Annotated in this window: 20 protein-coding genes; 15 read left to right on the top strand and 5 right to left on the bottom strand. The window is 41.1% G+C overall.

Going from position 1 to position 23,014, the window contains the following annotated elements; all coding sequences use genetic code 11:
• Positions 1–5: 5 nt before the first annotated feature.
• The 3 genes from mdh to tilS form a co-directional block, all read right to left on the bottom strand.
• Positions 6–941 carry a malate dehydrogenase gene (gene mdh, locus BM386_RS22290; protein WP_091698224.1) on the bottom strand — a complete coding sequence of 312 codons (936 nt, stop codon included), beginning with the start codon at positions 939–941 and terminating at the stop codon, positions 6–8.
• A gap of 148 nt (positions 942–1,089) precedes the next feature.
• Complete coding sequence (locus BM386_RS22295; RefSeq protein ID WP_091698226.1) at positions 1,090–1,605, bottom strand: Crp/Fnr family transcriptional regulator; 516 nt, start codon at positions 1,603–1,605, stop codon at positions 1,090–1,092.
• A gap of 3 nt (positions 1,606–1,608) precedes the next feature.
• Positions 1,609–2,928 carry a tRNA lysidine(34) synthetase TilS gene (tilS, locus tag BM386_RS22300; RefSeq protein ID WP_091698227.1) on the bottom strand — a complete coding sequence of 440 codons (1,320 nt, stop codon included), beginning with the start codon at positions 2,926–2,928 and terminating at the stop codon, positions 1,609–1,611.
• A gap of 48 nt (positions 2,929–2,976) precedes the next feature.
• Here tilS and BM386_RS22305 point away from each other — a divergent pair, with 48 nt between their 5' ends.
• The 15 genes from BM386_RS22305 (at position 2,977) to BM386_RS22375 (ending at position 18,563) form a co-directional block, all read left to right on the top strand.
• Positions 2,977–4,632 (top strand): OstA-like protein, encoded by a 1,656-nt coding sequence (locus BM386_RS22305; protein WP_091698229.1) that lies wholly within the window; start codon positions 2,977–2,979, stop codon positions 4,630–4,632.
• Between the two features lie 159 nt (positions 4,633–4,791).
• On the top strand, positions 4,792–5,508 hold the full coding sequence (locus tag BM386_RS22310) for a T9SS type A sorting domain-containing protein (protein ID WP_091698230.1): 717 nt from the start codon (positions 4,792–4,794) through the stop codon (positions 5,506–5,508).
• Between the two features lie 67 nt (positions 5,509–5,575).
• A complete protein-coding gene (locus BM386_RS22315) occupies positions 5,576–6,484 on the top strand; it encodes an outer membrane protein assembly factor BamD (RefSeq protein WP_170857158.1) in 909 nt (302 codons plus the stop codon).
• Between the two features lie 20 nt (positions 6,485–6,504).
• Positions 6,505–6,819: a DNA-directed RNA polymerase subunit omega gene (locus BM386_RS22320; RefSeq protein ID WP_091698232.1), complete on the top strand. Its 315-nt coding sequence runs from the start codon at positions 6,505–6,507 to the stop codon at positions 6,817–6,819.
• 4 nt (positions 6,820–6,823) lie between these two features.
• Positions 6,824–8,032 (top strand): bifunctional phosphopantothenoylcysteine decarboxylase/phosphopantothenate--cysteine ligase CoaBC, encoded by a 1,209-nt coding sequence (gene coaBC, locus BM386_RS22325; RefSeq protein ID WP_091698234.1) that lies wholly within the window; start codon positions 6,824–6,826, stop codon positions 8,030–8,032.
• A gap of 146 nt (positions 8,033–8,178) precedes the next feature.
• Positions 8,179–9,081: a type IX secretion system protein PorD gene (gene porD / locus BM386_RS22330; protein ID WP_091698235.1), complete on the top strand. Its 903-nt coding sequence runs from the start codon at positions 8,179–8,181 to the stop codon at positions 9,079–9,081.
• 39 nt (positions 9,082–9,120) lie between these two features.
• Positions 9,121–10,773, top strand: a complete 1,653-nt coding sequence (recN, locus tag BM386_RS22335; RefSeq protein WP_091698236.1) for a DNA repair protein RecN — start codon at positions 9,121–9,123, stop codon at positions 10,771–10,773.
• 86 nt (positions 10,774–10,859) lie between these two features.
• A complete protein-coding gene (locus BM386_RS22340) occupies positions 10,860–11,675 on the top strand; it encodes an enoyl-ACP reductase FabI (protein ID WP_091698238.1) in 816 nt (271 codons plus the stop codon).
• A gap of 134 nt (positions 11,676–11,809) precedes the next feature.
• Positions 11,810–13,399 (top strand): amidohydrolase family protein, encoded by a 1,590-nt coding sequence (locus BM386_RS22345; RefSeq protein ID WP_091698239.1) that lies wholly within the window; start codon positions 11,810–11,812, stop codon positions 13,397–13,399.
• Between the two features lie 74 nt (positions 13,400–13,473).
• Positions 13,474–14,274, top strand: coding sequence for an alpha/beta fold hydrolase (locus BM386_RS22350; RefSeq protein ID WP_091698241.1), 801 nt, complete (start codon positions 13,474–13,476; stop codon positions 14,272–14,274).
• 140 nt (positions 14,275–14,414) lie between these two features.
• Complete coding sequence (locus tag BM386_RS22355; protein ID WP_091698243.1) at positions 14,415–14,867, top strand: MarR family winged helix-turn-helix transcriptional regulator; 453 nt, start codon at positions 14,415–14,417, stop codon at positions 14,865–14,867.
• Between the two features lie 74 nt (positions 14,868–14,941).
• Positions 14,942–15,469 carry a YceI family protein gene (locus BM386_RS22360; RefSeq protein WP_091698245.1) on the top strand — a complete coding sequence of 176 codons (528 nt, stop codon included), beginning with the start codon at positions 14,942–14,944 and terminating at the stop codon, positions 15,467–15,469.
• Positions 15,470–15,569: 100 nt separating this feature from the next.
• Positions 15,570–16,520 (top strand): ring-cleaving dioxygenase, encoded by a 951-nt coding sequence (locus tag BM386_RS22365; protein ID WP_091698247.1) that lies wholly within the window; start codon positions 15,570–15,572, stop codon positions 16,518–16,520.
• Entirely contained in the window at positions 16,513–17,121 is a 609-nt protein-coding gene (locus tag BM386_RS22370; RefSeq protein WP_091698248.1) for an alpha/beta hydrolase, read from the top strand. Before BM386_RS22365 ends, BM386_RS22370 begins: the two co-directional genes overlap by 8 nt.
• Positions 17,122–17,366: 245 nt before the next feature.
• Positions 17,367–18,563, top strand: coding sequence for an ATP-binding protein (locus tag BM386_RS22375; protein WP_091698250.1), 1,197 nt, complete (start codon positions 17,367–17,369; stop codon positions 18,561–18,563).
• Positions 18,564–18,700: 137 nt separating this feature from the next.
• Here BM386_RS22375 and BM386_RS22380 read toward each other — a convergent pair whose 3' ends face one another.
• Together BM386_RS22380 and BM386_RS22385 are read right to left on the bottom strand one after the other, a co-directional pair.
• Positions 18,701–21,730: an SbcC/MukB-like Walker B domain-containing protein gene (locus tag BM386_RS22380; RefSeq protein WP_091698252.1), complete on the bottom strand. Its 3,030-nt coding sequence runs from the start codon at positions 21,728–21,730 to the stop codon at positions 18,701–18,703.
• Positions 21,727–22,956 carry a metallophosphoesterase family protein gene (locus BM386_RS22385; protein ID WP_170857159.1) on the bottom strand — a complete coding sequence of 410 codons (1,230 nt, stop codon included), beginning with the start codon at positions 22,954–22,956 and terminating at the stop codon, positions 21,727–21,729. Before BM386_RS22385 ends, BM386_RS22380 begins: the two co-directional genes overlap by 4 nt.
• Positions 22,957–23,014 lie beyond the last annotated feature (58 nt).

Genomic DNA, 23,014 nt, shown 5'->3' on the forward strand with positions numbered 1-23,014 from the left:
TAGGATTACTTACCTAGTTTGTTCAAAACTTCCATCACTTCTTTCACATGACCTCTAGAAGTCTCAAGAAGTGCTTTTTCTTCCGCATTTAGGTCTAGTTCCAATACTTTCTCAACACCATTTTTGCCAAGAATAACCGGAACGCCTAAGTAGCAATCATCGATTCCGTATTCGCCTTCCAGTTTGATACAAACTGGGAATACTCTTCTTTGATTTTTCAAGATCGCTTCTACCATTTGAGCAGCTGCAGATCCTGGAGCATACCAAGCAGAAGTGCCCATAAGCTTCACTAGCTCACCGCCACCGAACTTGGTTCTTTCGATGATCGCATCCAGCTTGTCTTTTGCCACTAGCTCAGTTACCGGAATACCAGCAACTGTAGTATAGCGAGGAAGCGGAACCATAGTGTCACCATGACCGCCCATTAGGATTGCCTGGATTTCTTTTGGTGATACGTTCAATTCCTCAGCAAGGAAAGCTCTGTAACGCGCTGTATCCAATATGCCAGCCATACCGATTACTTTATTTCTAGAAGTACCTGCAGTGATGTGGGCTTGGTAAGTCATTACATCAAGCGGATTGGAAACCACGATGATGATAGCGTTTGGAGAGTGTTTGATTACATTTTCAGTCACAGACTTTACGATACCAGCATTGGTTTCGATCAAGTCGTCACGAGTCATGCCTGGCTTACGAGGGAGGCCGGAAGTGATCACTACTACATCTGAGTTAGCAGTTTTGCTGTAATCATTTGTACTTCCGATGGTGCGGCTATCGTATTGGTTGATAGGTGCTTTTTGAAAAATATCAAGTGCTTTACCTTCAGCTACGCCTTCTTTGATATCAACTAGTACAATTTCCTCGGCGATTTCGCGATAAGCTAATACATCGGCACAAGTTGCGCCTACATTACCAGCTCCTACTACGGTTACTTTGCTCATTAGATTTATAGATTTTATTATGAATTTTTTGCGTTAAAAAGCGGCGCTAAGATATTAAACAATGCCTAGGATCGGAAATGGAGTCCTGAATTCTTTGGGTGGAATTACCATTTTTTGACAAAAGTGAAAACAGGGGACTTGGGTGATCTTATTCAAACATTTGACGAAGGCTGAAGAAGCCAAAGGATTCCCGGTAGGAGCGGAAAAGACGCTGATTGTTTTGGTTGTAATACTCTGCAAGAGAAGTCATCATTTTAGCCTTGATTTTTGGATTGCTGTCAAAAATCTCCTGCATCGCAAAATGGGGGATTACAATCAATTCCGCCTCATCACTTACGATTAGGGCGGTGTATGTTCTCTTGGCGTTTTCCAGTAAGGAGTTTTCCCCGAATGCCTCCCCGCGCTTGATTTCCAAAATGGTCTCAAAATTATCCTTGATATCTATGGTGAGAGAAATCTCGCCGTTTTTCACCAAATAAAGCGCCTGACTAGGGTCTTTACTGAAGAAAACTACCTCATCTTTTACATACTTTCTATGGTGCATTGCGGGAATAAACCGAGCCATTTCTTTTTCCTTCAAGCTTTCAAAAAACTTGATTTGCCCGAGAAAATGGAACATGTTCTCCTCGGCTTCGGTGTATGTTTTAGAAAATGGATTCCGCATTGTTTATTGCTTTTTTAGGTAAAGTATTTTTCTCGTAGCCGCCGTTGATTTAGCCCAATCAGCAATTCTATGACCGATTACCCAAGCTATTTGACCTTCTGAAATTAAGACTTTTACAGCCCGTTTTTTCACCACAGGCACTTTCAAATCTATCAAAAAGTCAGAGATTTTTTTTGCATTTTTCATCCCAAGAGGGATAAATCGATCACCTTCCTGCCAAGTCCTGATTTTCAGCGGAAAACTCAATCGTTCCAAATCGAGCATGGCATTTTGTTTATTTCTGTCGAGGGCGACCTTATTTTCGAGTTTGAGGAGCTCATACTTTCCTTCTGGTAAAAGGAAATCGATATCATTTTCTGAGATAGAAATTGAATCAAATTCTCCAGGTAGAGGTGCTAAAATCAACTGATCACGATCAATATTGAGCAGGTGAGTGCTGCTTTCAAATAGCTTTCCTGATTCGCTGAATTGACAGGCCTCTAGGATGTCCTGCGCCTGAGCGGAGTTGAAGCCATAGGGGCGGAGCCAAAAGTACAGAAGGGATGAGGAGCCTGCAGTTCTCAACAGGTCATTTGCAGAAAGAATCTGCATGCCTTCCGATTCTTCGATTTTTTCATTTTTCCAATTTTCAAAAAGTGAAGTGAACGCCTTTCCTGTGTCTTTTAACCTGGCAAAGCTGTTAAGAAGGTTTGACTTTGCGTCATCTGCCACGCTATAAAGCGCAGGTAAACTGATGTGCCGAAGTTTATTTCGCTTGTAGTCTGTTTTTTCATTTGAACTGTCTTCTCTCCATTCGATCTTATTTTCCAGAACAAATTCTTGAATCTCTTTTCTGCTGAAAGGTAGCAAAGGACGGATCAGCCAGCCTCTGCGCTCGGACATCCCGTAAATACCTTCTATGCCGGTACCTCTGAGAAGATTTAGCACTATTGTTTCGATCTGATCATCTTCATGATGAGCGACGATGATCCCGGCCAGATTTCTTTCTGATCTTAATTTCTCAAACCAATCATAACGAATCTCTCTTGCCGCCATTTGCGTAGAGATATTTCTCTCTGAAGCGAACGTGTAAGTGTCAGCATGATGAACATGGAAAGGAACGCCCAGCGAGTTAGCCCATTTTCTAAGAAACTCTTCGTCTTGGTTGCTGTCTTCACCGCGCAATTGAAAATTAACATGAGCAATTTCAAAAGGGATTTCTGCTTTGGTAAGAAGATTGCCCAGACACATGCTGTCCATGCCGCCACTGCTGGCCAATAGATAGGTTTTGGAGGGATCTAAAATTGATTTGTTCCGGATATGCCGGATAAAAGCTTCAACCATTGACCAAAAATATCATTTTCTACTAATTTTGCCCACATTCGTGCAGCTATGACTTCAATCCTATTTAGAATTACCCTCTTCTTTCTGACTTTTTGGGTCGTATCCTTTTCATCCCTTGCCCAAGAAACAACAGTTTTGAAAATTAATGCTGCAGATCAATTTGATGGAGATGCTAAAAGGGGTTATGAAAAGCTATTAGGATCGGTAGAGATGGAGCATCAGCAAACCTTGATTTATTGTGATTCTGCGCATTTTTTTAGAGCCGAAAATAAAGCTCGTCTATTCGGCAATGTGAGAATTGTGGATATGGAAGATCCAGTAAAGACTACGAGTGGCTATGCGGAATACGATGGGAATACGAAGCTAGCCAAGCTAAGAAATCGTGTAGTTTTTACCAACGAAAAAACCAAACTCACTACAGAATACCTGGATTATGATCGGGAGAGAAACATCGCTTATTATTTCAATGATGGGAAAGTAGTAGATTCTGTCAATGTATTGACCAGTGAGCGTGGGACGTATGAAGTGAGTGTTGAGAAAATTACTTTTAAAAACGATGTGGTGCTAGTCAATCCGGACTACACCATGAAAACAAATGACCTGATTTACCTGACCATCCCTAAGACGGCAGAGACGAAAGGCCTGACCAATTTGATTTCAAAAGATGGAAACACATTGGATGCTCAAAACGGTAGTTTTTATGAAACAGAGGCCAAAAAATTTCGGTTTTTTGACGGGGTTGTAGAGTCAGAGACGAGTAGGATAAAGGCTAAAGAGTTGTACTACAGTGAGCTGGATGCTTACTATGAAGGAAAGGAAAATGTAAGTGTACTGAATAAGGAGCGGCAAGTAGAAGTGTTTGGAGATGTGGGAGAGTATTGGGAAGAGCGAAAGTACAGCTTGGTTCACGGGAATGCATTGGTGAGAAGGTATTTCGAAAAAGACACCCTTTACATGGCTTCTGATTCGCTGATTTCACAGGACGGAGAGGTGGATTCTATGAAATATTTATTGGCTTTCAGGTCAGTAAAACTGGTGAAATCTGATATGTCCGGCGTAGCAGACTCCTTGGTTTACAATTATGCGGATTCATCAATTCAACTGTTCAAAGAGCCTGTCATGTGGAATCAAAAAAGCCAAATCACTGCGGACAGCATGGTTTTTTACATTGCGAATGAAGAGCTGGAACGGGTCTTTATGAAGGACAAAGTCTTTGTGATCACTCAGGATACCATCATGAATTTCAACCAGATGAAGGGTAGGACCATGGATGGGTATTTTAATGAAGGACAGATGGACAGAATCGACATAGAAGGGAATGGAGAATCACTTTATTTTGCGCTGCAGTCGGATACTATTTCTCAGGGAATCAATAAAACCTTAAGTGCCAACATCAAACTTCGGTTTAAAGACGGGGCAATTCAGCGGGTTACCTATGGGGTCAAACCAGATGGGAAGTTCACGCCATTTCAATTGATCACTGAGGAGAACTCAAGATTGGAAGGTTTTAATTGGAGGTATGATGAGAGGCCCACAATTGAGGATATTTTTTTATGGAGAAAGCCAGAAGAAATTAATCTCGATGCAGAAAATTTGTTCAATGAGCCGAATGTAGAATTGGTTTTGCCTACTGAAGAAGAAATCCTAAAGTCACTGGAAAAACGTGGTTGGAAACCAGAAAAAAAGATCCCATCACAGATATAGTGGGGTTGAGGTGGTGGTTAACGACCCAATAGCGAAAAAATTTCATTAGGGTTAACAGATTTTAACCGCATTTTTCTCCAATTACATAGCCATTGGTTTAATTTTGTCCGTATATTGAATACAGTTACAACACAGAAGGCGTATCGATTAAAACTCTACATGAAACGATTACTCATATTTTTTACATGGCTTTGGCTGTTGGTTCCCGTATTTTCGGAGGCTCAACAGGTGCGTGTGTTGAGTGATGGAGTTGAATTTCGAGGCGATTTGGGTTCTACCCAGCGTAAAACAATCCTCCTAGAAAACGAATCCAAGGAAGTCAAAACGTACTTACTGAAAAGTCTTCGTGGTAATGTAGGCTCCTCCCAAACAGTTAGAATCTGTATTGGCGAAAATTGCTTTGATCCGAAAAAAGATCTCGCCAAAATAAAATTGGAGCTAGAACCAGGTGAGCTACTCACTGATTTGTACCTAGTCTTTGATATGGGAATAGTTGAAACGAGAGGTTCTTTTGATTTATCATTTGTAAATGAAAACAATTTAAGAGATCAGTTTGTCGTTGAAGCTAGATATGAAGTAGAAGATCCATCCAATAAGGTAGATGAATTTGACTATAAAGATATCGTGCTAAGTGATGTCTATCCCAACCCCAGTGTGAGAATTGCTCAATTTGATTATGCTTTGAAAAATAAGTCTATAAAGGCTAGAATTGCTATAAACAGCTTCATAGGAAACCCAATAGCTAATTATGAGCTTGACCCAGATAGGAATACGCTTGCAATTAATGTTTCCGATTTCAATCCTGGCGTTTATTTCTACACCCTTTTCTTGGACAATAAAAATATTGTGACCAAGAAGCTCGTTGTCAAGAAGTAAGACTTGACACTAGAGCAATCATCCATTTGAATCCGAATAATTATCCCGTATATTTGCGGTCTTGAAAATGAAAATGCGCGTACAATCCATTCTATTAGTTCTTATTATACTTGCTGCGAGTTCTTGTGGCCCATTCAACAAGCTTGAGAAAAGCACGAATTGGGAGGAATTGTATGCAGGAGCAAACAAATATTATCAGGAAGGTGAATACAATAAGGCAATTATTCTGTATGATAAGGTTTTGCCGGTAATCAGAGGTAGTGAGAAGGCGGAGTTGGCAGATTACAATTATGCCAATTGTCATTTCAAGACTAAAAGATACATTGAAGCGGCTGGATATTTCAGCAATTTCTATAGAACGTACAACAGGAGTCCTTTGGCTGAAGAGGCATTATTTATGAATGCCTATGCCCTGTACTTGGATGCTCCAGATGCCAACCTTGACCAGCAGAGTTCACAGGAAGCAGTAGCAGCTATACAGCAATTTGTGACCAAATTTCCCGCTTCAGCTAGTTATGAGCGAGCTATGGAAATGTTAGTTGATTTGCAGGGTAGATTTGAGCAGAAAGCATACATGGAGTCGTCTATGTATTATCGTTTGAAAGACGGTTTGTATCCTGGAGATTACTATCGCGCCTGCATTATCAATTTTCAGAATTTCATGAAAGATTATCCAGACAGTGAGCACAACGAAGAACTGGCATACAAGCTAGTAGAGGTGAGTACTGGATATGCCGAAAATAGTACATTTCTGAAAAAAGAAGATAGGTTAAATGATGCTTTAGGCTTTGCAAGTTCTTTTTATAGAAGGTATCCAACTAGTGCCTATACTGGAAAGGTGAAGGAAATTGAAGTGAAAGCAAAAGAAGAATTGGCAGATCACTCTATTAATCTGAAGAGGTATAATGAACAGTTAGCTGAGCAAAAAGCAAGAGCTTTAGAGAATCAGACGATAGAGAAAGTAGAAATAAAATAGAACTATAATTAATAAAGAATATGGCAATTAATCCATCCATCATTACAAGAGATCTTGATAAAATCGCTGATAAAACAGAGAATATCTACGAGTCTCTTCATATTGTAGGTCAAAGAGCAAAGCAAATTTCCAACACCTTAAAAGAGGAGTTGAACATTAAGCTTTCTGAGTTTGCTTCTACTGTAGATAATTTGGAAGAAGTATTTGAGAATAAGGAGCAAATTGAAATCTCCAAATTCTACGAAAGAATGCCAAAGCCTAGCACCTTAGCTATGGAAGAGTTCATGGAAGGAAAAGTGTATAGCAGATTTCCAGAAGAACCAACGGCTGAATAATTCTATGGGTCTTGAAGGTAAGAAAATTATCTTAGGAGTGACAGGTAGCATAGCTGCCTACAAGTCCGCTTTTCTTACTCGATTACTTATCAAAGCAGGAGCAGAAGTGCAAATAATAATGAGCACTTCTGCTTTTGATTTTATTACTCCGCTCACCTTAGCTACACTATCCAAGCGACCTGTTTTAAGCCAATTTCAAAAGGATGAGACTGGAGTTTGGAATAATCATGTGGAGCTAGGACTATGGGCGGATTTATTTTTAGTAGCACCGCTTAGTGCTAATACCCTTGCAAAATTTGCCAACGGCAGTTGTGATAATCTCCTATCGGCTAGCTACCTATCCGCGAGATGCCCTGTGATGATAGCTCCAGCGATGGATCTGGACATGTATCAGCATCCATCCGTCCAATCAAACCTTCAGAAATTAGAGTCATTTGGGAACATCATTCTTGATGCTGAATCGGGGGAGTTAGCTAGTGGACTTTCAGGTCAAGGAAGGATGATGGAGCCGGAAAATATTCTTTCTGAAGTTGAAAAGTTCTTTACTGTTCAGACTGATTTCAAAGGGAAGAAGGTCATGATCACTATGGGGCCTACACAAGAGGCGCTAGACCCAGTCCGGTATATCAGCAATCATTCCAGCGGGAAAATGGGACTTGCCTTAGCTAATGCATTTCGATCTAGGGGTGCGGAAGTTTTTGTGGTTTCTGGTCCTATTTCTTTAAATGTCAATAAAAGTGATTTTCATTGGCAGGATGTGAAATCAGCTCAGGATATGTATGAGGCAGCTTCGAAAATCCATAGTCAAATGGATATCTGTATTTTTGCTGCTGCAGTTGCAGACTATGGGCCAGCTGAAATATCCCCTGAGAAGATTAAAAAAAGTGATTCCACGCTTTCCATTTCTTTAGTTAAGAATGTTGATATAGCAGCCAAACTAGGTTCAAGCAAAAAGCGGAACCAAGTACACATTGGCTTTGCTTTGGAGACCGAAAACGAAGCTAAAAATGCGCAATCAAAGTTGAAGAAAAAGAATTTTGATATGATTGTTCTCAATTCTATGAAAGAAGCAGGAGCTGGATTTCAGGTTAGTACTAATAAAGTACATGTTTTTCATGCATCTGGATTAACAGCACAATCGGACGTCGCTCCAAAAGATCAAATTGCAAATCTGATTCTTGATCAAATCAAAAATATCCCAGTTTGGGTGTGATCCTTTATATTTCCTTATTTTAGATTCATGAAATCGAGCATGACTCAAGAGTCACACATTGGGATGATTATCTCCCATGCGAGATTCCATCCCGTACCCTTTGTCACGGGACAGGTTATGGCCTTTGAAAGACAAATTATAATCATATGAAAATAGGAATTGTCCTTCTACTCTTTTTTTGTCAATCACTCATTGGGTTTTCCCAAGAGTTGGATTTTACTGTGATCATTAACAGTGATCGAGCCAGAATTCAGAACACCGACATTTTTGCTCAGATGAAAACCAGCTTTGAGCAATTTCTCAATGGAAGGTCCTGGACTACTGATGAATTTCGTCCTGAGGAACTTATTAAAGGAAACTTACTTATCACAATTAATGATGTGCCGCAGGTGGGTACTTATAATGCAACCGTACAGATTCAAACAGTAAGGCCAGTTTATGGGACTAATTACGAGAGCTTGGTTTTTAATTTTGCGGATAGAAATTGGAGTTTCGACTACATAGAATCTCAGCCGCTGGAGTTTAATAGATTTACTTTTTTGAACAATATCAGCTCATTGCTAGCATTTTATGCGCAGATCGCCTTGGGTTTGGATTACGATACTTTTGAGAGTCGTGGAGGCAGTGATTTCTTTGCAGCGGCCAATGACATCGTAAATAACGCCCAGCAATCTGGGCGGCCTGGCTGGACGCAGAGTACTTCCGATCGCAGAAATCGTTACGCTTTAAATAATGATATTTATACTTCTTCGGTTTTTTCTGTAATTCGGGACGCTTATTACTTATATCATCGTCAGGGGCTGGATATTCTGCAGATTAAGCCAGAGGAGGCTCATGAGAATATGCTGGAAGCAGTAAGGATTGTGGCAAATGCCAATAAAACGCAGCCTAATGGAATATTTACGATTTCATTTATGGATGCTAAAAGTGACGAGATAACCGCTATTATGAAAAATGCTTCTTTGGAAATCAGGACAGAACTTGTCGAACTATTACTGGAAGTTGATCCGAATAATGCGAGAAAGTATAACGAGCTGCTGAAAAGCTAAGCTCGATTTTTTAGTTTTGCCCAAACGATCTCATTATCTATGCTCAAATCTCTTAGCATTTCTAATTATGCTCTGATAGACCAGCTGCACATGCAGCCTAGCTCAGGACTAAGTATGATTACCGGCGAAACTGGCGCTGGGAAATCCATCATGCTTGGCGCTGTCGGCTTGCTCCTAGGAAACAGGTCTGACACAAAGGTTTTACTCCATGAGGACAAAAAGTGTGTTATTGAGGGAGTGTTTGACGTGGCTAATTACGGGTTAAAGGAATTTTTTGATCAGGCTGAGTTAGATTATGACCCCACCTGTATCATTCGCAGAGAAATAAGTCCTGCGGGGAAATCCCGTTCATTTGTCAATGATACACCAGTGCTTTTGGATGTATTGAAAACACTGGGAAGCTACTTGATGGACGTGCATTCTCAGCATGATACGCTTCAGTTAGGCGAGGGTAGTTATCAGCTGAGCTTAATAGATGCTTTTGCGCAGACACAGGAAGAACTCAAAAAATACAAAGCGGATTTTAAAGCTTTTCAAAAAGCTCAAAAGTCATTCAATGAGTTGAGTAAAAAAGCCGTAGAGCTTCAAAAAGAAGCTGATTTCAACCAATTCCAACTGGAAGAATTGAGTGTGTTAGGGTTGAAGGAAGGTGAACAGGAGCAGTTGGAGTCTAGTCAGGAAATCCTTGAAAATGCAGAAGAGATCAAGCTAAAAATCAATGAAATGCTTAACCTGTTTCAGGATGAGCAATTCGGGATTAGCCAGGGAATGTCTCAGATTCAACATGGAATGCAATCATTGGAAAGGTTAGCGCATGTTTTTGCTTCGCTAAAGGAGCGTTTTCAGGCAGTAAACATTGAATTGAAGGATATCGAAGAGACGCTCGGTGATGAAGAGAGTAAAGTTGAAGTTGATTTCGAAAAGCTTGATGAGACCCGTGATAGGCTGAGTAAGATCTATCAACTTCAGAAAAAGCATGGAGTTGCTACCGTTGAAGAATTAATGGAGCTCGAAAAAGAGCTGGCAGAAAAGGTGTTTCAGGTTCAAAATCTAGACGAGACGTTAGCCGATGCGAAAGAAGAACTAGAGGCAAGCAAAGTGAAAGTTTCAGATTCGGGCAAAACACTTCGTAAGAAAAGGATAAGTAGCTTTGCTGATTTTCAGAAATCTCTAGAGAGCTTACTGGCGGGTTTAGGAATGGAGAATTCCAAAGTGGTCATGGAGCATAAAGCTGTTGAACCTACTACGAATGGGTTGGATGAGATAGAATTGCTCTTTTCAGCGAATAAAGGCTCTTCTCCACAGCCACTGAAAAAAGTGGCGTCTGGAGGTGAATTTTCCAGATTGCTTTTTGCTATCAAATATTTGATGGCTGATAAAATGGCTATGCCAACACTTATTTTTGATGAAATCGATACAGGGATTTCCGGTGAAGTGGCGCTGAAGATGGTTGGGATGATGCAGGATATTGCCAAAAAGCATCAGGTGATTTGCATTACGCATCTACCGCAAGTAGCGGGGCAGGGTGATCTGCATTATTTTGTTTTTAAAGACAACTCATCGGAGAAAACCGTGAGTAAAATTAAGTTGCTTGATCAGGAAGAGCGTGTGTTGGAACTTGCCAAAATGATTGCAGGAGCCTCACCTTCTGCCTCGGCAATAGAAAGTGCAAAGGAGTTACTTCGACGCTAATTCCCTCAGTGCTTCAATTACGAGGCGTGAATGATTATTTTTTCCTATTTTTGGGCATTAATTTTTGAAAATAACCCCCTAGCTATATGCCAGATAATTTGCTAAAAGGAAAACTTGGAATCATCACCGGTGCACTTGATGAGAACTCAATTGCGTGGAAAACAGCGCTTAAAGCGAAAGAGCAAGGAGCAAGATTTGTATTGACCAATGCACCAATCGCTATGAGAATGGGTGCTATCAACGACCTTGCAAAGGAATGTGATACCATTGTGATTCCTGCGGATGCTACAAGCACAGAAGATATCGAGAAACTTTACGCTGAAGCTAAAGAGTATCTTGGTGGTAACTTTGATTTTCTATTGCATTCAATAGGTATGTCCCCAAACATCAGAAAAGGAAGATCTTATGGTGACCTTAACTATGATTGGGCAATGAAATCTTACGATGTGTCTGCTATCTCTTTTCACAAAATGATGCAGGTAGCTGAGAAGCAAGATGTGATGAATGAGTGGGGATCGATCGTCGGTCTTTCTTATATCGCAGCACAAAAAGTTTTCCCTTTCTATACAGATATGGCTGATGCCAAAGCTTTGCTGGAAAGCATTGCGCGTGGGTATGGCTACAGATTCGGTAAATTGAAGAAAGTAAGAGTAAATACCATCTCTCAGTCTCCAACAAAAACTACTGCTGGAACAGGTATCGGCGGATTTGATTCTTTCTACAATTTCGCTGAGGCTCTTTCTCCATTGGGCAATGCATCTGCAGAAGCCTGTGCTGAATACATCGTGACTATGTTCTCTGATTACACTAGATTAGTGACTATGCAAAACCTCTTTCATGATGGCGGATATTCCTTTACAGGAATTTCTGAAGATATCATGGAGAAGTTTAAGGATTTATAATTTCCACCACCAATCCTCAAAAAAGCCCTTTGAATTTATTCTTAGGGCTTTTTTGTGTTTGGGATTTGTTCGTTTTTTAAATGAAATCTTACTCTTTTTCACTTAACTTAATGAATTGAATTTGACCCTCCGTTATGAAAAAAAGACTTTTACTCCTTGCCATTTTTGGGCTATTCCTTTCCTTTTCTACTTTTTCCCAAATAGAACCAGCACCAGACCGTAATGAAGGGGATGGACAATATGGTCGATTGATACTAAGAGGAGTTATTCTGATTGATGGTACGGGTGCGCCGCCTGTGGGGCCCGTAGATATTGTCGTAGAGAAAAACAGAATCGCTCAAATCCAGGTCGTTGGCTATCCGGGAATGCCAATTAATGAAAATCGAAGACCCAAAGCTGGTCCTGATGACAAAGTGTATGAACTGGACGGACACTATTTATTGCCAGGATTTATTGATTCTCATGGACATATCGGTGGAAGAGGTCAAGGAACACCTGCTGAATATGTATTTAAGCTTTGGTTGGCACATGGGATTACTACCATTCGTGATCCTTCGGCGGGAAATGGATTGGACTGGGTGCTTGATCAAAAGAAAAGATCTGCTGCAAATGAAATTACAGCTCCTAGAATTTTAGCTTACACTAGTTTTGGACAAGGTTCAGAAGAGCCAATTACCACTGCTGAGCAAGCCAAAGCTTGGGTGAACGAGAATGCCAAAAAAGGAGCCGACGGGATTAAGTTTTTTGGAGCAAATCCAGAAGTGATGGAAGCTGCGATTTCGGAAAACAAGAGAATTGGACTTCGCTCTGCAATGCATCATCAGCAGTTGGATGTAGCTCGATGGAATGTGTTGAATTCTGCCAGAACAGGCTTGACTTCAATGGAGCACTGGTACGGGCTCCCTGAAGCTCTATTTGAAAATAGAACAATTCAGGATTTTCGATTGGACTATAATTATCAAAATGAGCAGCACAGATTTGCAGAGGCAGGCAAACTTTGGAAGCAGGCTGCAAAACCGGGATCTGACCATTGGAATAAGGTTATGGATGAATTGCTTGAATTGGATTTCACGCTGGACCCGACCTTCAATATCTATGAAGCGAATCGGGATATGATGCGAGCCCGGACAGCCGAGTGGCATGAAGTTTACACGCTTCCTTCGCTATGGAGATTCTATGCTCCCAGTCGTCAGTCACATGGTTCGTATTGGTTTGATTGGACAACTGAAGAGGAAGTCCTTTGGAAGGAGAACTACAAACTATGGATGACTTTTGTAAACGAATATAAAAACAGGGGAGGTCGTGTGACTGCAGGTTCAGATTCTGGCTTTATCTATCAGCTTTATGGCTTTGCCTATATACGAGAATTGGAGTTGCTAAGAGAAGCTGGTTTTCATCCTTTGGAAGTGCTGCGTTCAGCCACTCTTTACGGAGCTGAATTGCTTGGCATGGAGGAGGAAATTGGTTCTGTGGAAGTTGGGAAATTAGCTGACTTTGTCATTTTGGAAGAAAATCCCTTACAGAATCTAAAGGTTCTCTATGGCACGGGAGCTATCAGAATAGATGAAAATAATGAACCAATCCGAGTAGGTGGCGTAAGGTACACTGTTAAGGATGGGATAGTTTATGATGCTAAAAAACTTTTGGAGGATGTCAAAGTTATGGTAGATAAGCAAAAAGAGAAGGAAGGATATACAATCACGCAGCCTGGATTAGATTGGTAAATAAAAATCAGGGTTAAAATAGAGCGGAATTGGCCATCGTGAACTGGTTAGTAAGCTCGAAAACAAACAATAGAATGCCCCAAATCAATGTAAATGGAGTCGATATTTTCTACACAGATCAAGGAGTTGGTGAGCAGACTATCGTTTTTTCCCATGGCCTGCTTTGGAGCCATAAGATGTTTGCTGAGCAAATCGAATTTCTTCGTCCGCGTTTTCGCGTAATTGCATATGACCATAGAGGGCAGGGGCAAAGCGAAGTGAAGAAGCCATTCGATATGGATACCCTAACTGAGGATGCTGCTGCTATAATTGAAGAATTGGGAGTCGGTCCAGTTCATTTTGCTGGGCTTTCCATGGGAGGCTTTATCGGAATGCGGTTAGCATCTAGATATCCAAAATTGATCAAAAGCCTGATCCTCCTAGGAACATCTGCCAATGCGGAGCCCGTAGAAAATCTTCCCAAGTACAAAACCTTAAATGGCATAGTTAAATGGCTAGGTATAGTGCCTCCTGTAGCAAGCAAAGTGATGAAGATAATGTTTGCCGAAAGTTGGCTGGAAGATTCCCTTAATGCAGAAAAGATAGCTTTTTGGAAATCTGAGTTGAAAGCAAATAAGAGAAATGTAACGGGTGCAGTGGAAGGAGTGATCTATAGAAAAGGAGTAGAGGATGAAATCGTAGGGATAACATGTCCTACTATGGTGATCGTTGGTGATGAAGATACCGCCACTATTCCTGTGAAATCAAAATTTATCCAAATGAGCATTCCTAAGTCTAAGCTCCATAGAATTCCTGGTGCAGGACATAGTAGTTCTATAGAAAAGCCAAGGGAAATCAACCGGCTGATAGGAGATTGGCTCATCGAGCAAAGTTGATTCTTCTGAAATCAAGATTTTATTTTCAGCGATTAGGCCTCATGTGAGGCCTTTTTCTATTTTTTATGAATAAAAATTTACGTTGTTGAAACCTTTTCCTATATTTATATGTATATACATTAAATACAAAAACAAAAGATATGGGAAGTCTAGAAGAAGCAATCAAGCAGAAGGAGTTTAAAGACCCATATAATAAATTAGTGGTCAATTTGCTCTATACTCAAAGCTATCTGGTTTCTGCTCAAAATAGCATTTTAAAGCCCTTTGATCTTTCACCAGAGCAATACAATGTGCTCAGGATATTAAGAGGACAGAATGGAGTACCGACTACAGTTTCCTCTATTCAGGACAGGATGCTCAATAAAATGTCAAATGCCAGTCGTTTGGTAGATAAGTTGAAAGCTAAGCAGCTTTTGGAAAGAAGAGAGTGTCCGACCGACCGTCGTCAGGTTGACATTGTGATCACGGAGAAAGGTTTGCAGATTTTGGACGAACTACAGAGTCATATGGAAGGGTTTAATAATCAGGTAGTCAAATTGACCAAAGAAGAAACCGTAGTAATGAATGACTTGTTGGATAAGCTAAGAGGCTAAAAAATTTTATACTAATACGTGTCTATACAAATAATATTAATACAAATAAAATTTAAACTAAAAAATCAAAAATTATGAGCACTACAAAATGGATTATCGACCCTACACACTCTGAGGTTTCTTTCAAAGTAAAACACTTGGTGATTTCTACAGTGACAGGTTATTTCAAGAAATTTGAAGGGTTTGCTGAAACAGAATCTGAGGATTTCGATGGAGCTACTGTTTCTTTTTCTGCCGATATAGACAGCATTGATACTAATCAGGCAGACAGAGATAACCATTTGAAATCTGGAGACTTCTTTGATGCAGCAAATCATCCAAAATTGACTTTCACAGGAAAAATTTCTAAATCTGGTGAGGATTATAAATTGATCGGAGACTTGACCATGAGAGATACCACTAAACAAGTTGAATTGGATGTGGATCTAGGTGGTGTTGCTGGTGATCCTTACGGACAAACCAAAGCTGGTTTTGAAATCGAAGGAAAAGTAAACAGAAAAGAGTTTGGTCTTTCCTGGTCTGCTGTGACAGAAGCAGGATCTGTAGTAGTAAGTGATCAGGTAAAATTGATCTTGAGCGTACAGTTAGTAAAACAGGCATAATAATTAGAAGCCTTAGGGTTCTAGGAGCCTTGATAGTACAGGTTTAGCTATGGGGATTTTTCCTCATAGCTTTATTTTAAAACTAATTCCCCTACACAGCATGAAGCCATTAATCACTGGAATCCACCATATCACCGCGATAGCTGGTAATCCTCAAGCAAATATTGATTTCTACACAGGAATTCTTGGACTGAGACTGGTGAAAAAGACCATCAACTTTGATGCTCCCGGAGTATATCATTTCTATTTTGGAGATGAGCTAGGGAGGCCAGGTACGGTATTTACTACCTTCCCATTTACTGGAGCTAGAAGAGGTGCTAAAGGGGCTGGCGAAGTTACTTACACGGCATTTTCTGTGCCCACTGATTCCTTAGATTACTGGATTGAGCGGTTGAAAAAGTTTGGTGTAGCTACTTCAGATAAACTAACTCGATTTGGTGATCAATTGATTCGATTTGAAGATCATGACAGTATGGGAATTGAGTTGATAGCTAATGATCAGGATGATAGAACTGGCTGGTCTTATGGGCAAGTCCCAATCGAGCATTCCATCAAAGGTTTTTATGGGGCTACTCTGAACCTACGCGCCAAAGAGTTGACCGAAAAGCTGCTCACGGAGCATATGGATTATCGTTTTATTGGCGAGGAAAATGGTAGATTCCGCTACGGCACTGCTGGCAAGCCTGGTGATATTGTTGACATCGTCATAGACAAGTCTGGTAGCCGAGGCATGCAAAGTGCTGGTACAGTTCATCACATAGCTTTCCGCACAGAGAATGCAGAATCTCAGCTTCAAGTTCAGGAAATCTTGATGAGAAATGGCTATCAGGTTACTGAAGTGAAAGACAGAAATTACTTTACTTCAATTTATTTCCGTGAGCCGGGAGGGGTTTTATTTGAGGTGGCAACTGACGAGCCGGGCTTTGCGATAGATGAGGACGAAGCGCACTTGGGTGAATTGATCAAATTGCCGGAATGGGCAGAACCTAATCGCGATAAACTGGAGGAGAGTTTGATCCCTGTGAAATTAAATGTCGAGTCTTATGCCTAAAATTAAAACAGCTGGTATAGCGTTGGATCAAGCAAAAAAAGCGGCTATCCTAATTCATGGTAGAGGAGCAAATGCTGAAAGTATCCTATCGTTATCCAACTATCTTAATCTGGATGAATATGCGCTTTTGGCGCCAGAAGCAGAAGGAGGCACTTGGTATCCTTACAGCTTTATGGCTCCAGATGAAGCCAATCAAGCAGCTTTAGAAGAATCGCTAGCTACTATCAATGAAGCATGGAGTCATATTTCCGCTGCAGGTATTTCTTCAGAAAATGTCGTGTTCATTGGCTTTTCTCAGGGAGCTTGCCTTAGTCTTGAGTTTGCTGCGCAAAATGCCCAGAAGCTCGGGGGTGTGATTGCATTCACTGGAGGGTTGATTGGAGAGCAAATTCAGGATCAGAAGTATTCTGGAGACTTTGTAGGGACGCCAGTCTTTATCGGAAGTAGCGAAAAAGATTTTCATGTTCCACTTTCTCGGATACAAGAATCAGAAACCCTACTGAGCAGGATGGGTGCAAAAGTGAAATTATTAATATTCAAGGACTCAAATCATACCATTCGTCAGGAAGAAACTGATTGGGTTAATAAAAATATATTGTAAACAGGTTTTCTTAATTCGAAAAATCCTTTGGCAGTTTGTCAAAGGATTTTTTTTTTTGATTTTAACTTTCATGGTATATCTCAAAGCTCTCTTAATAAGAATAATCTCGCTTTTTAACCTCCAAAACACCCAATAAATCCCTTAAAAATTATTTTGTAACTAACTGATAATAAAATAAATAGATCCATATTTTTGAATTTACTCAATTAAATGAGTAAATTTACTCAATTTTAAGAGTAAAACTTATGAGTTATCAGCGGTCAGAGAAAAATCAAATCCAAAAACGTCTCTGTGATGAGCCTAGAATGTTCATCCAGGTGATCTATGGCCCGCGTCAAGTAGGCAAGACTACCATGATTCGCCAGATTATGAAGGATGCGGATCTGCCGCATACCTTGGTGGCAGCTGATGCAGTACCTGCGACTGACAGGCTTTGGATAGCCCAGCAATGGGAAAATGCGCGCATGAAGCAGAGTGCAACTCCAGAACTGCCTTACATTCTAGTGATAGATGAGGTTCAGAAAATCGACAATTGGAGTGAGCAGGTCAAAGCCGAATGGGATAAGGATACTGCTGAGGAGCGGGATATTCGAGTGGTTTTATTGGGATCGTCTAGACTGATGCTTCAGCAAGGATTGACCGAGTCGCTTGCTGGGAGGTTCGAATCTACCTATTTGGGACACTGGTCGTACAAAGAAATGAAAGATGCCTTTGGCCTTTCGCCAGAGGAGTTTATCTGGTATGGGGGGTATCCCGGAGCGATTCTCCTCAAGGAAGATGAGGATCGATGGAAGAATTATGTTCGGGATGCGCTTTTGGAGACAAGTATTTCAAAGGATATACTCATGCTTACACGTGTGGATAAGCCAGCATTGATGAAGCGTCTCTTTGAGATTGGTTCATCTTATTCAGGTCAGGTGCTGAGTTTCACGAAGATCATGGGGCAGCTCGCTGATGCTGGGAATACTACTACGCTTGCCAATTACCTTGAGCTCTTGAATGAAGCAGGGTTGCTAGGAGGCCTGGAAAAGTACAGTCCAAACTTGGTCAGGAAGCGCTCTTCCAGTCCCAAGTTCATGGTGCATAATACTGCGATCATGTCAGGAGTCTCTAATGAAACTATGGAAACACTCCGTGAAGACCATCGCGCCTGGGGTCGCTGGGTAGAGTCGGCTGTGGGGGCACATTTGGTGAATCAAGCCTTCAAGGAGAGAAAATTGCACATCTACTATTGGCGGGAAGGGAATGATGAAGTTGATTTCGTAATCGAGTACAAAAAGCGGATCATTGCCTTAGAAGTGAAGACCTCTAAGGTGGGCGGATTGGCCGGTCTGAACTCTTTTGCCACTACTTACCATCCAGAAAAGTCACTAGTGATCGGTACGGATGGAATCCCCTGGGAGGAGTTTTTGCAGATGGATGTACTTGAGCTATATAGTTGAAAAGACAGTCAGTTGGCTGTCTTTTTATTGCTAAAAATTATTCATTAATGTACTGATATTCAGTGTTTAGAATCAATTTTATAAAATTTACTCAATATGCTGAGTAAATTTACTCAGCAGATTGAGTATTATGATTTCTAGAAGGAATAACTTACCTGAGAACCAACCTCTGGATCGAGTTCTACATTTGCAAATACGCCGATCTCCTGTTGAAGATCTTCCACGTGGCTAATGATTCCAACGATCCGATTTTCGTGGCGAAGTGATTTGAGCGTTTCAAAAACCACCCGTAGTGCATTTTTATCCAATGCTCCGAAACCTTCATCCATGAAGAAAAAGCTTTGATCTGCTTGATTGAGTGCTTTTACTTTCTCTGCCAAAGCCAATGCTAAACACAGCGAAGCTTGGAAAGTCTGACCTCCTGAAAGCGTTTTAAGCAAGCGCTTTTTTCCTCCGTTTAAGTAGTCAATAACCCAGAATGTATTGTTGTCGTCAATTTCAAGACTAAGGCGATTTTTGCAGAGTTTCATAAAGCGGACATTCGCCGTATTACAAAGCTCTTTCAGGTAAATCGAGCTCACAAACTTCACGAAGCCACTGCCTCTGAACAGGTTGTCCAGCTCCTTGAGGTAACTTTCCCGGGTTTCCAGCTTGGCATATTCCTTTTGGAAAACCTCTTTTTCTGCAATCTTGGCTATGCTTTCTTCTATTTCCTTTTCAAGTAAAAGCGTTTGTTTTTGGAGTGAGTCCGCATTAATCTTCAATTGCTGAAGGGAAGTCGAAAGCTCCTGAAAGTCCGCTTCCTGAAAGTTTGAAACTCCCTGTTCCGCTTCTAGCTCTTGAATTCTGTTTTCTGCAATAGCCACTTTCTGATCAAATTGTGAAATCTCCAAAGCTACTTTTTCTGCATCCAACGAATGCTGAAACAAGCGGATTAACGCAGCTTCTTCGGTAAAACCATGGGTGATTTTCAAGGTTTCAAATTTTGTCGTAAGCTTTTCGAGTCTGGTTGAACTTTGATCTCTCAGCTTTTTGAATTGATCCAGATCTGCCAAGTTCTTGTCCGACACACTACGTTTTTCACGAAGATGTTTTTGTTTTCCTTCGAGCGATTGAAGCGCCTCCTCAATGTCTTTTTCCACCTTGTCAATAGCGGCTTGTATCTGCGAGGATTCTTTGGTAAAAAACTGCTTGCAGAAAGCCATATCACGGATTTCTTCCTTCTTGGAAGAAATATTTGAAAGCACTGATTGAAGTTTTAGCTGTGCCTGTTGCAGTTCTTTTTCTGATTGATCGATCAAAATCCGCTCAGCATCCCAGTTTTTGCGAAGCGTTTTCACTTCTTGGATGATTTTTTCCCGGCTTTGGGAACTGTGTTCTATGGCCTGGATTTTCGTCAATAATTCAGCATGTGAACCAATTCCTTCTTTGGCAAGAGTGGTTTTAATAGAACTGAGGTTTTCCCGCAATTGCTGTAAGTCCTTCTTTTTCGCAGCGCTGTTTTTTTGATGATTTTCGAGATGAAAGCGCAATTCACTTTGTGTGGATTTGGAAGTTTGTATTTGCTCAAGAAGTAGCTTAGCACTCTGTATTTGCTGGGTTATTTCCCCTAAATCTACAGCTCCATCACCTTCAAGCGGATTTGGATGATCCAAAGCGCCGCAAAGCGGGCATGGCTCACCCTGATGCAATAAGTGAACATGGGCAGCAAGACCTTGTTTTTGTATCACCCCATCCCGTTGTTTCTCCAGTTCCTGAATGGCGGATTTCTGGCTCACTTCCCAGCTTTCCAGAGAGCCCAGATTAGCAGGAATTTTGTTTTTCAGGGTTTCAATTTTTCCCGTGATTTCCTTTACTTCTTTTGCAATTTCGGTCTCTTCAGCTTGAAGCTTATCCAATTGATTTTCCAGGTTTTTCCAATCTTTTGCCGAGCTAATCAAATTAGCTAACACAGCGCTATCCGTAGTGCTGATCTTTTCTGCATCTGTTTCTAGTTCAGTGATTTTTGTTTCTAGTGTCTTTTGAGTTTGTTTTTTTCTTTCTATGGTTGGCTGTAACTCCTGCAGCTTATCATTTGCCATTACCCGCTGAGTTTCTAGGTTTTGGATTTCTATGACTTTTTTCAAATCACGGATTTTTGCCTCCCGCTGCGGTCGTTCCTGATTTTTCTTTTTGAGCTCTTCCTCTTCATTTTCTAGGTCAGCTACTTCTTTGGCAAACTCAAGCTTGAAGCGCTCACAATCGATCACACTGACTTTAAATTTCTCCAAATCTGCGCTCGTATCCCGGATCTGCTCCCATATTGGACGCAAGTAGGTTTTTGCTTTGATAAATTCGGAGTGAAGCTGCCGCTGTTTTTCGATTTCGGGGCGCTGTAAATTCAGACTTTCTTTCTCTGTTTTGAATTTCAGCAATTGCTGATTTTTAGCTCGCAGATTTTCTTGTATGCGGACTTCGGATTCAGCATTTTTTAGTTTTTGCGAAGCTTCCGTGGCCTGCTTTTTCAATTCCTTAAACTGACTTTGCTTTTCAGTCAACAGTTGCTCAGAAAACTCTTCTAAACCCTGCAATTGCGTTTCCAGACGGATTTTTTGCTCTTTTACTGTTTTGAGAAGAGTTCCTGTTTTGAATGAAAGATCAAATCGTTCCAGACCAAAAAGCTCCTTCATCATCTTCGCCTGGTCCAGTGGCTTTTGATCGATAAATTCTCGGAATTTTCCCTGCGGAATGATCACAGTCTGCTTGAAATGCTCTTTTTTCATGCCGACGATCTCTTCGGCTCTAGCAGTAATTGGCTCCCAGTTGCCATCTACCTTTTCATAAAACGTATGCTCCGCGGGCTTGATGTCATCAAAATTCTTTGAGTTTCTCTTTGCAGAATAACGCGCCAGGTAGGTCTTTGCGTTATTCCTGCCTGAGCTGAACTCAAAATTCAAAAGCAGTAAATCACTCTGCAGATTGACCATGCTGTTCTTTTCACCACGATCAGAAAGGCGCTCGGTGCTTCCATAGAGTGCCAAAAGAATTGCTTCCAAAATGGAAGATTTTCCGCTGCCCACCGCACCAAAAATCCCAAATAATCCGGCTGCTGTAAGCTTGTCAAATTCTATCGTCTGCTTCTCTTTGTAGGAATATAATCCCTGAATGTCAAGTCTAATAGGAATCATGCTTCGTCGTTTTGGCTGATTACTTCTTTGAAAATTGTGAGCAATTCTTCGTTTGGCTCCTGGCCCTTGTCGCTTTCGTAGAAAAGTTTAAACAGGCTTTCCATGTCTTTTCCTAAGTCTTCTACTTGCAAACTGGTGTTTTCCCGGCCCTGTGGATTTTTGATCTGAGGAATCAAATTCACGATGCCATCGTGGGCTTTCATGATTGCTTTGCGGGTAGCCGCTTCTATGGAACTTTCCGTGATGTAAGTCAATTCCACAAAGCAGTAGGGGTTTGCTTCTAACCATTCCAAGGTGTCTGGTAGCTTATCGAAGGTTTTGCGATAAAGCGGTCTTCCTTCTTTTAACCCGACTGGTGTATAGGTGACAGATTTTCCTGGTTCGGCTTCTATGGTCACCACTTGCTTTTGCTGGTCTGCTTCGCTGAAAGAGTACGCGAGAGGCGAGCTGGAATAGACTACCGGACAGTGCTCGTGCCCTACCGCATGGTAGCGATGTAAATGACCTAAAGCTGCATATTGGATTTGAGAAGGGATGTTTCTGGTGAAAAGAGCCTGCGTTCCACCCACATGAAGGATCGGTCGCTCTGATTCCGGTTCTGCTTCGGGTTTTTCCCCTTCCTTCATAAAGAAAAAATGTCCTACGAAAAGATTTACACCATTCTCATCGCAGTATTGATCGGCTATTTCGCACCACTTAGATCCCATCAGATTGCGGAATTCCTCCTCGCGATCTACTTCGCCCAGGTAAGTTTTCATGGAAACCTCATTTGCATAAGGAGCTAAAATGATTCGAATTGGAAAATCAACTTCAGGTAGTTTCATCTCCACAAAACCGGTAGCAGATTTTGTAATTTCTATTCCATTATCAAGCTTTCCAGTTGGGATAACGGTGTCGTATTTTCCATAAAAGAATATGCCCATTTCGCGAGCCAGTGGATCCGGAGCTTCGACAAACTGAGTGCTGTCATGATTTCCGGAGATAGCGATAATCGGCCGTTTGCCTCCTTTGGAGAGTCTGCGAAGGGATTTGTAAAGTAATTCTACAGCTTCGTGACTGGGATTGAAAGTGTCGAAAATATCGCCCGCTAATAGAACCAGATCCACTTCTTCTCTATCTGCGATCTGCTGGATTTCTTCCAGAACCAGCTTTTGCTCTTCTAGTCTGGAGAATTCTTGTAACCTTTTGCCCAAATGCCAATCTGCAGTGTGGAGGATTTTGATCATAAGTCTTGAAAAATGAATGAAAAACTAAATTACTTCCATGAATGAGTTACTGCAAGCC

The sequence above is a fragment of the Algoriphagus locisalis genome, assembly GCF_900116615.1.
GTDB lineage: Bacteria > Bacteroidota > Bacteroidia > Cytophagales > Cyclobacteriaceae > Algoriphagus > Algoriphagus locisalis.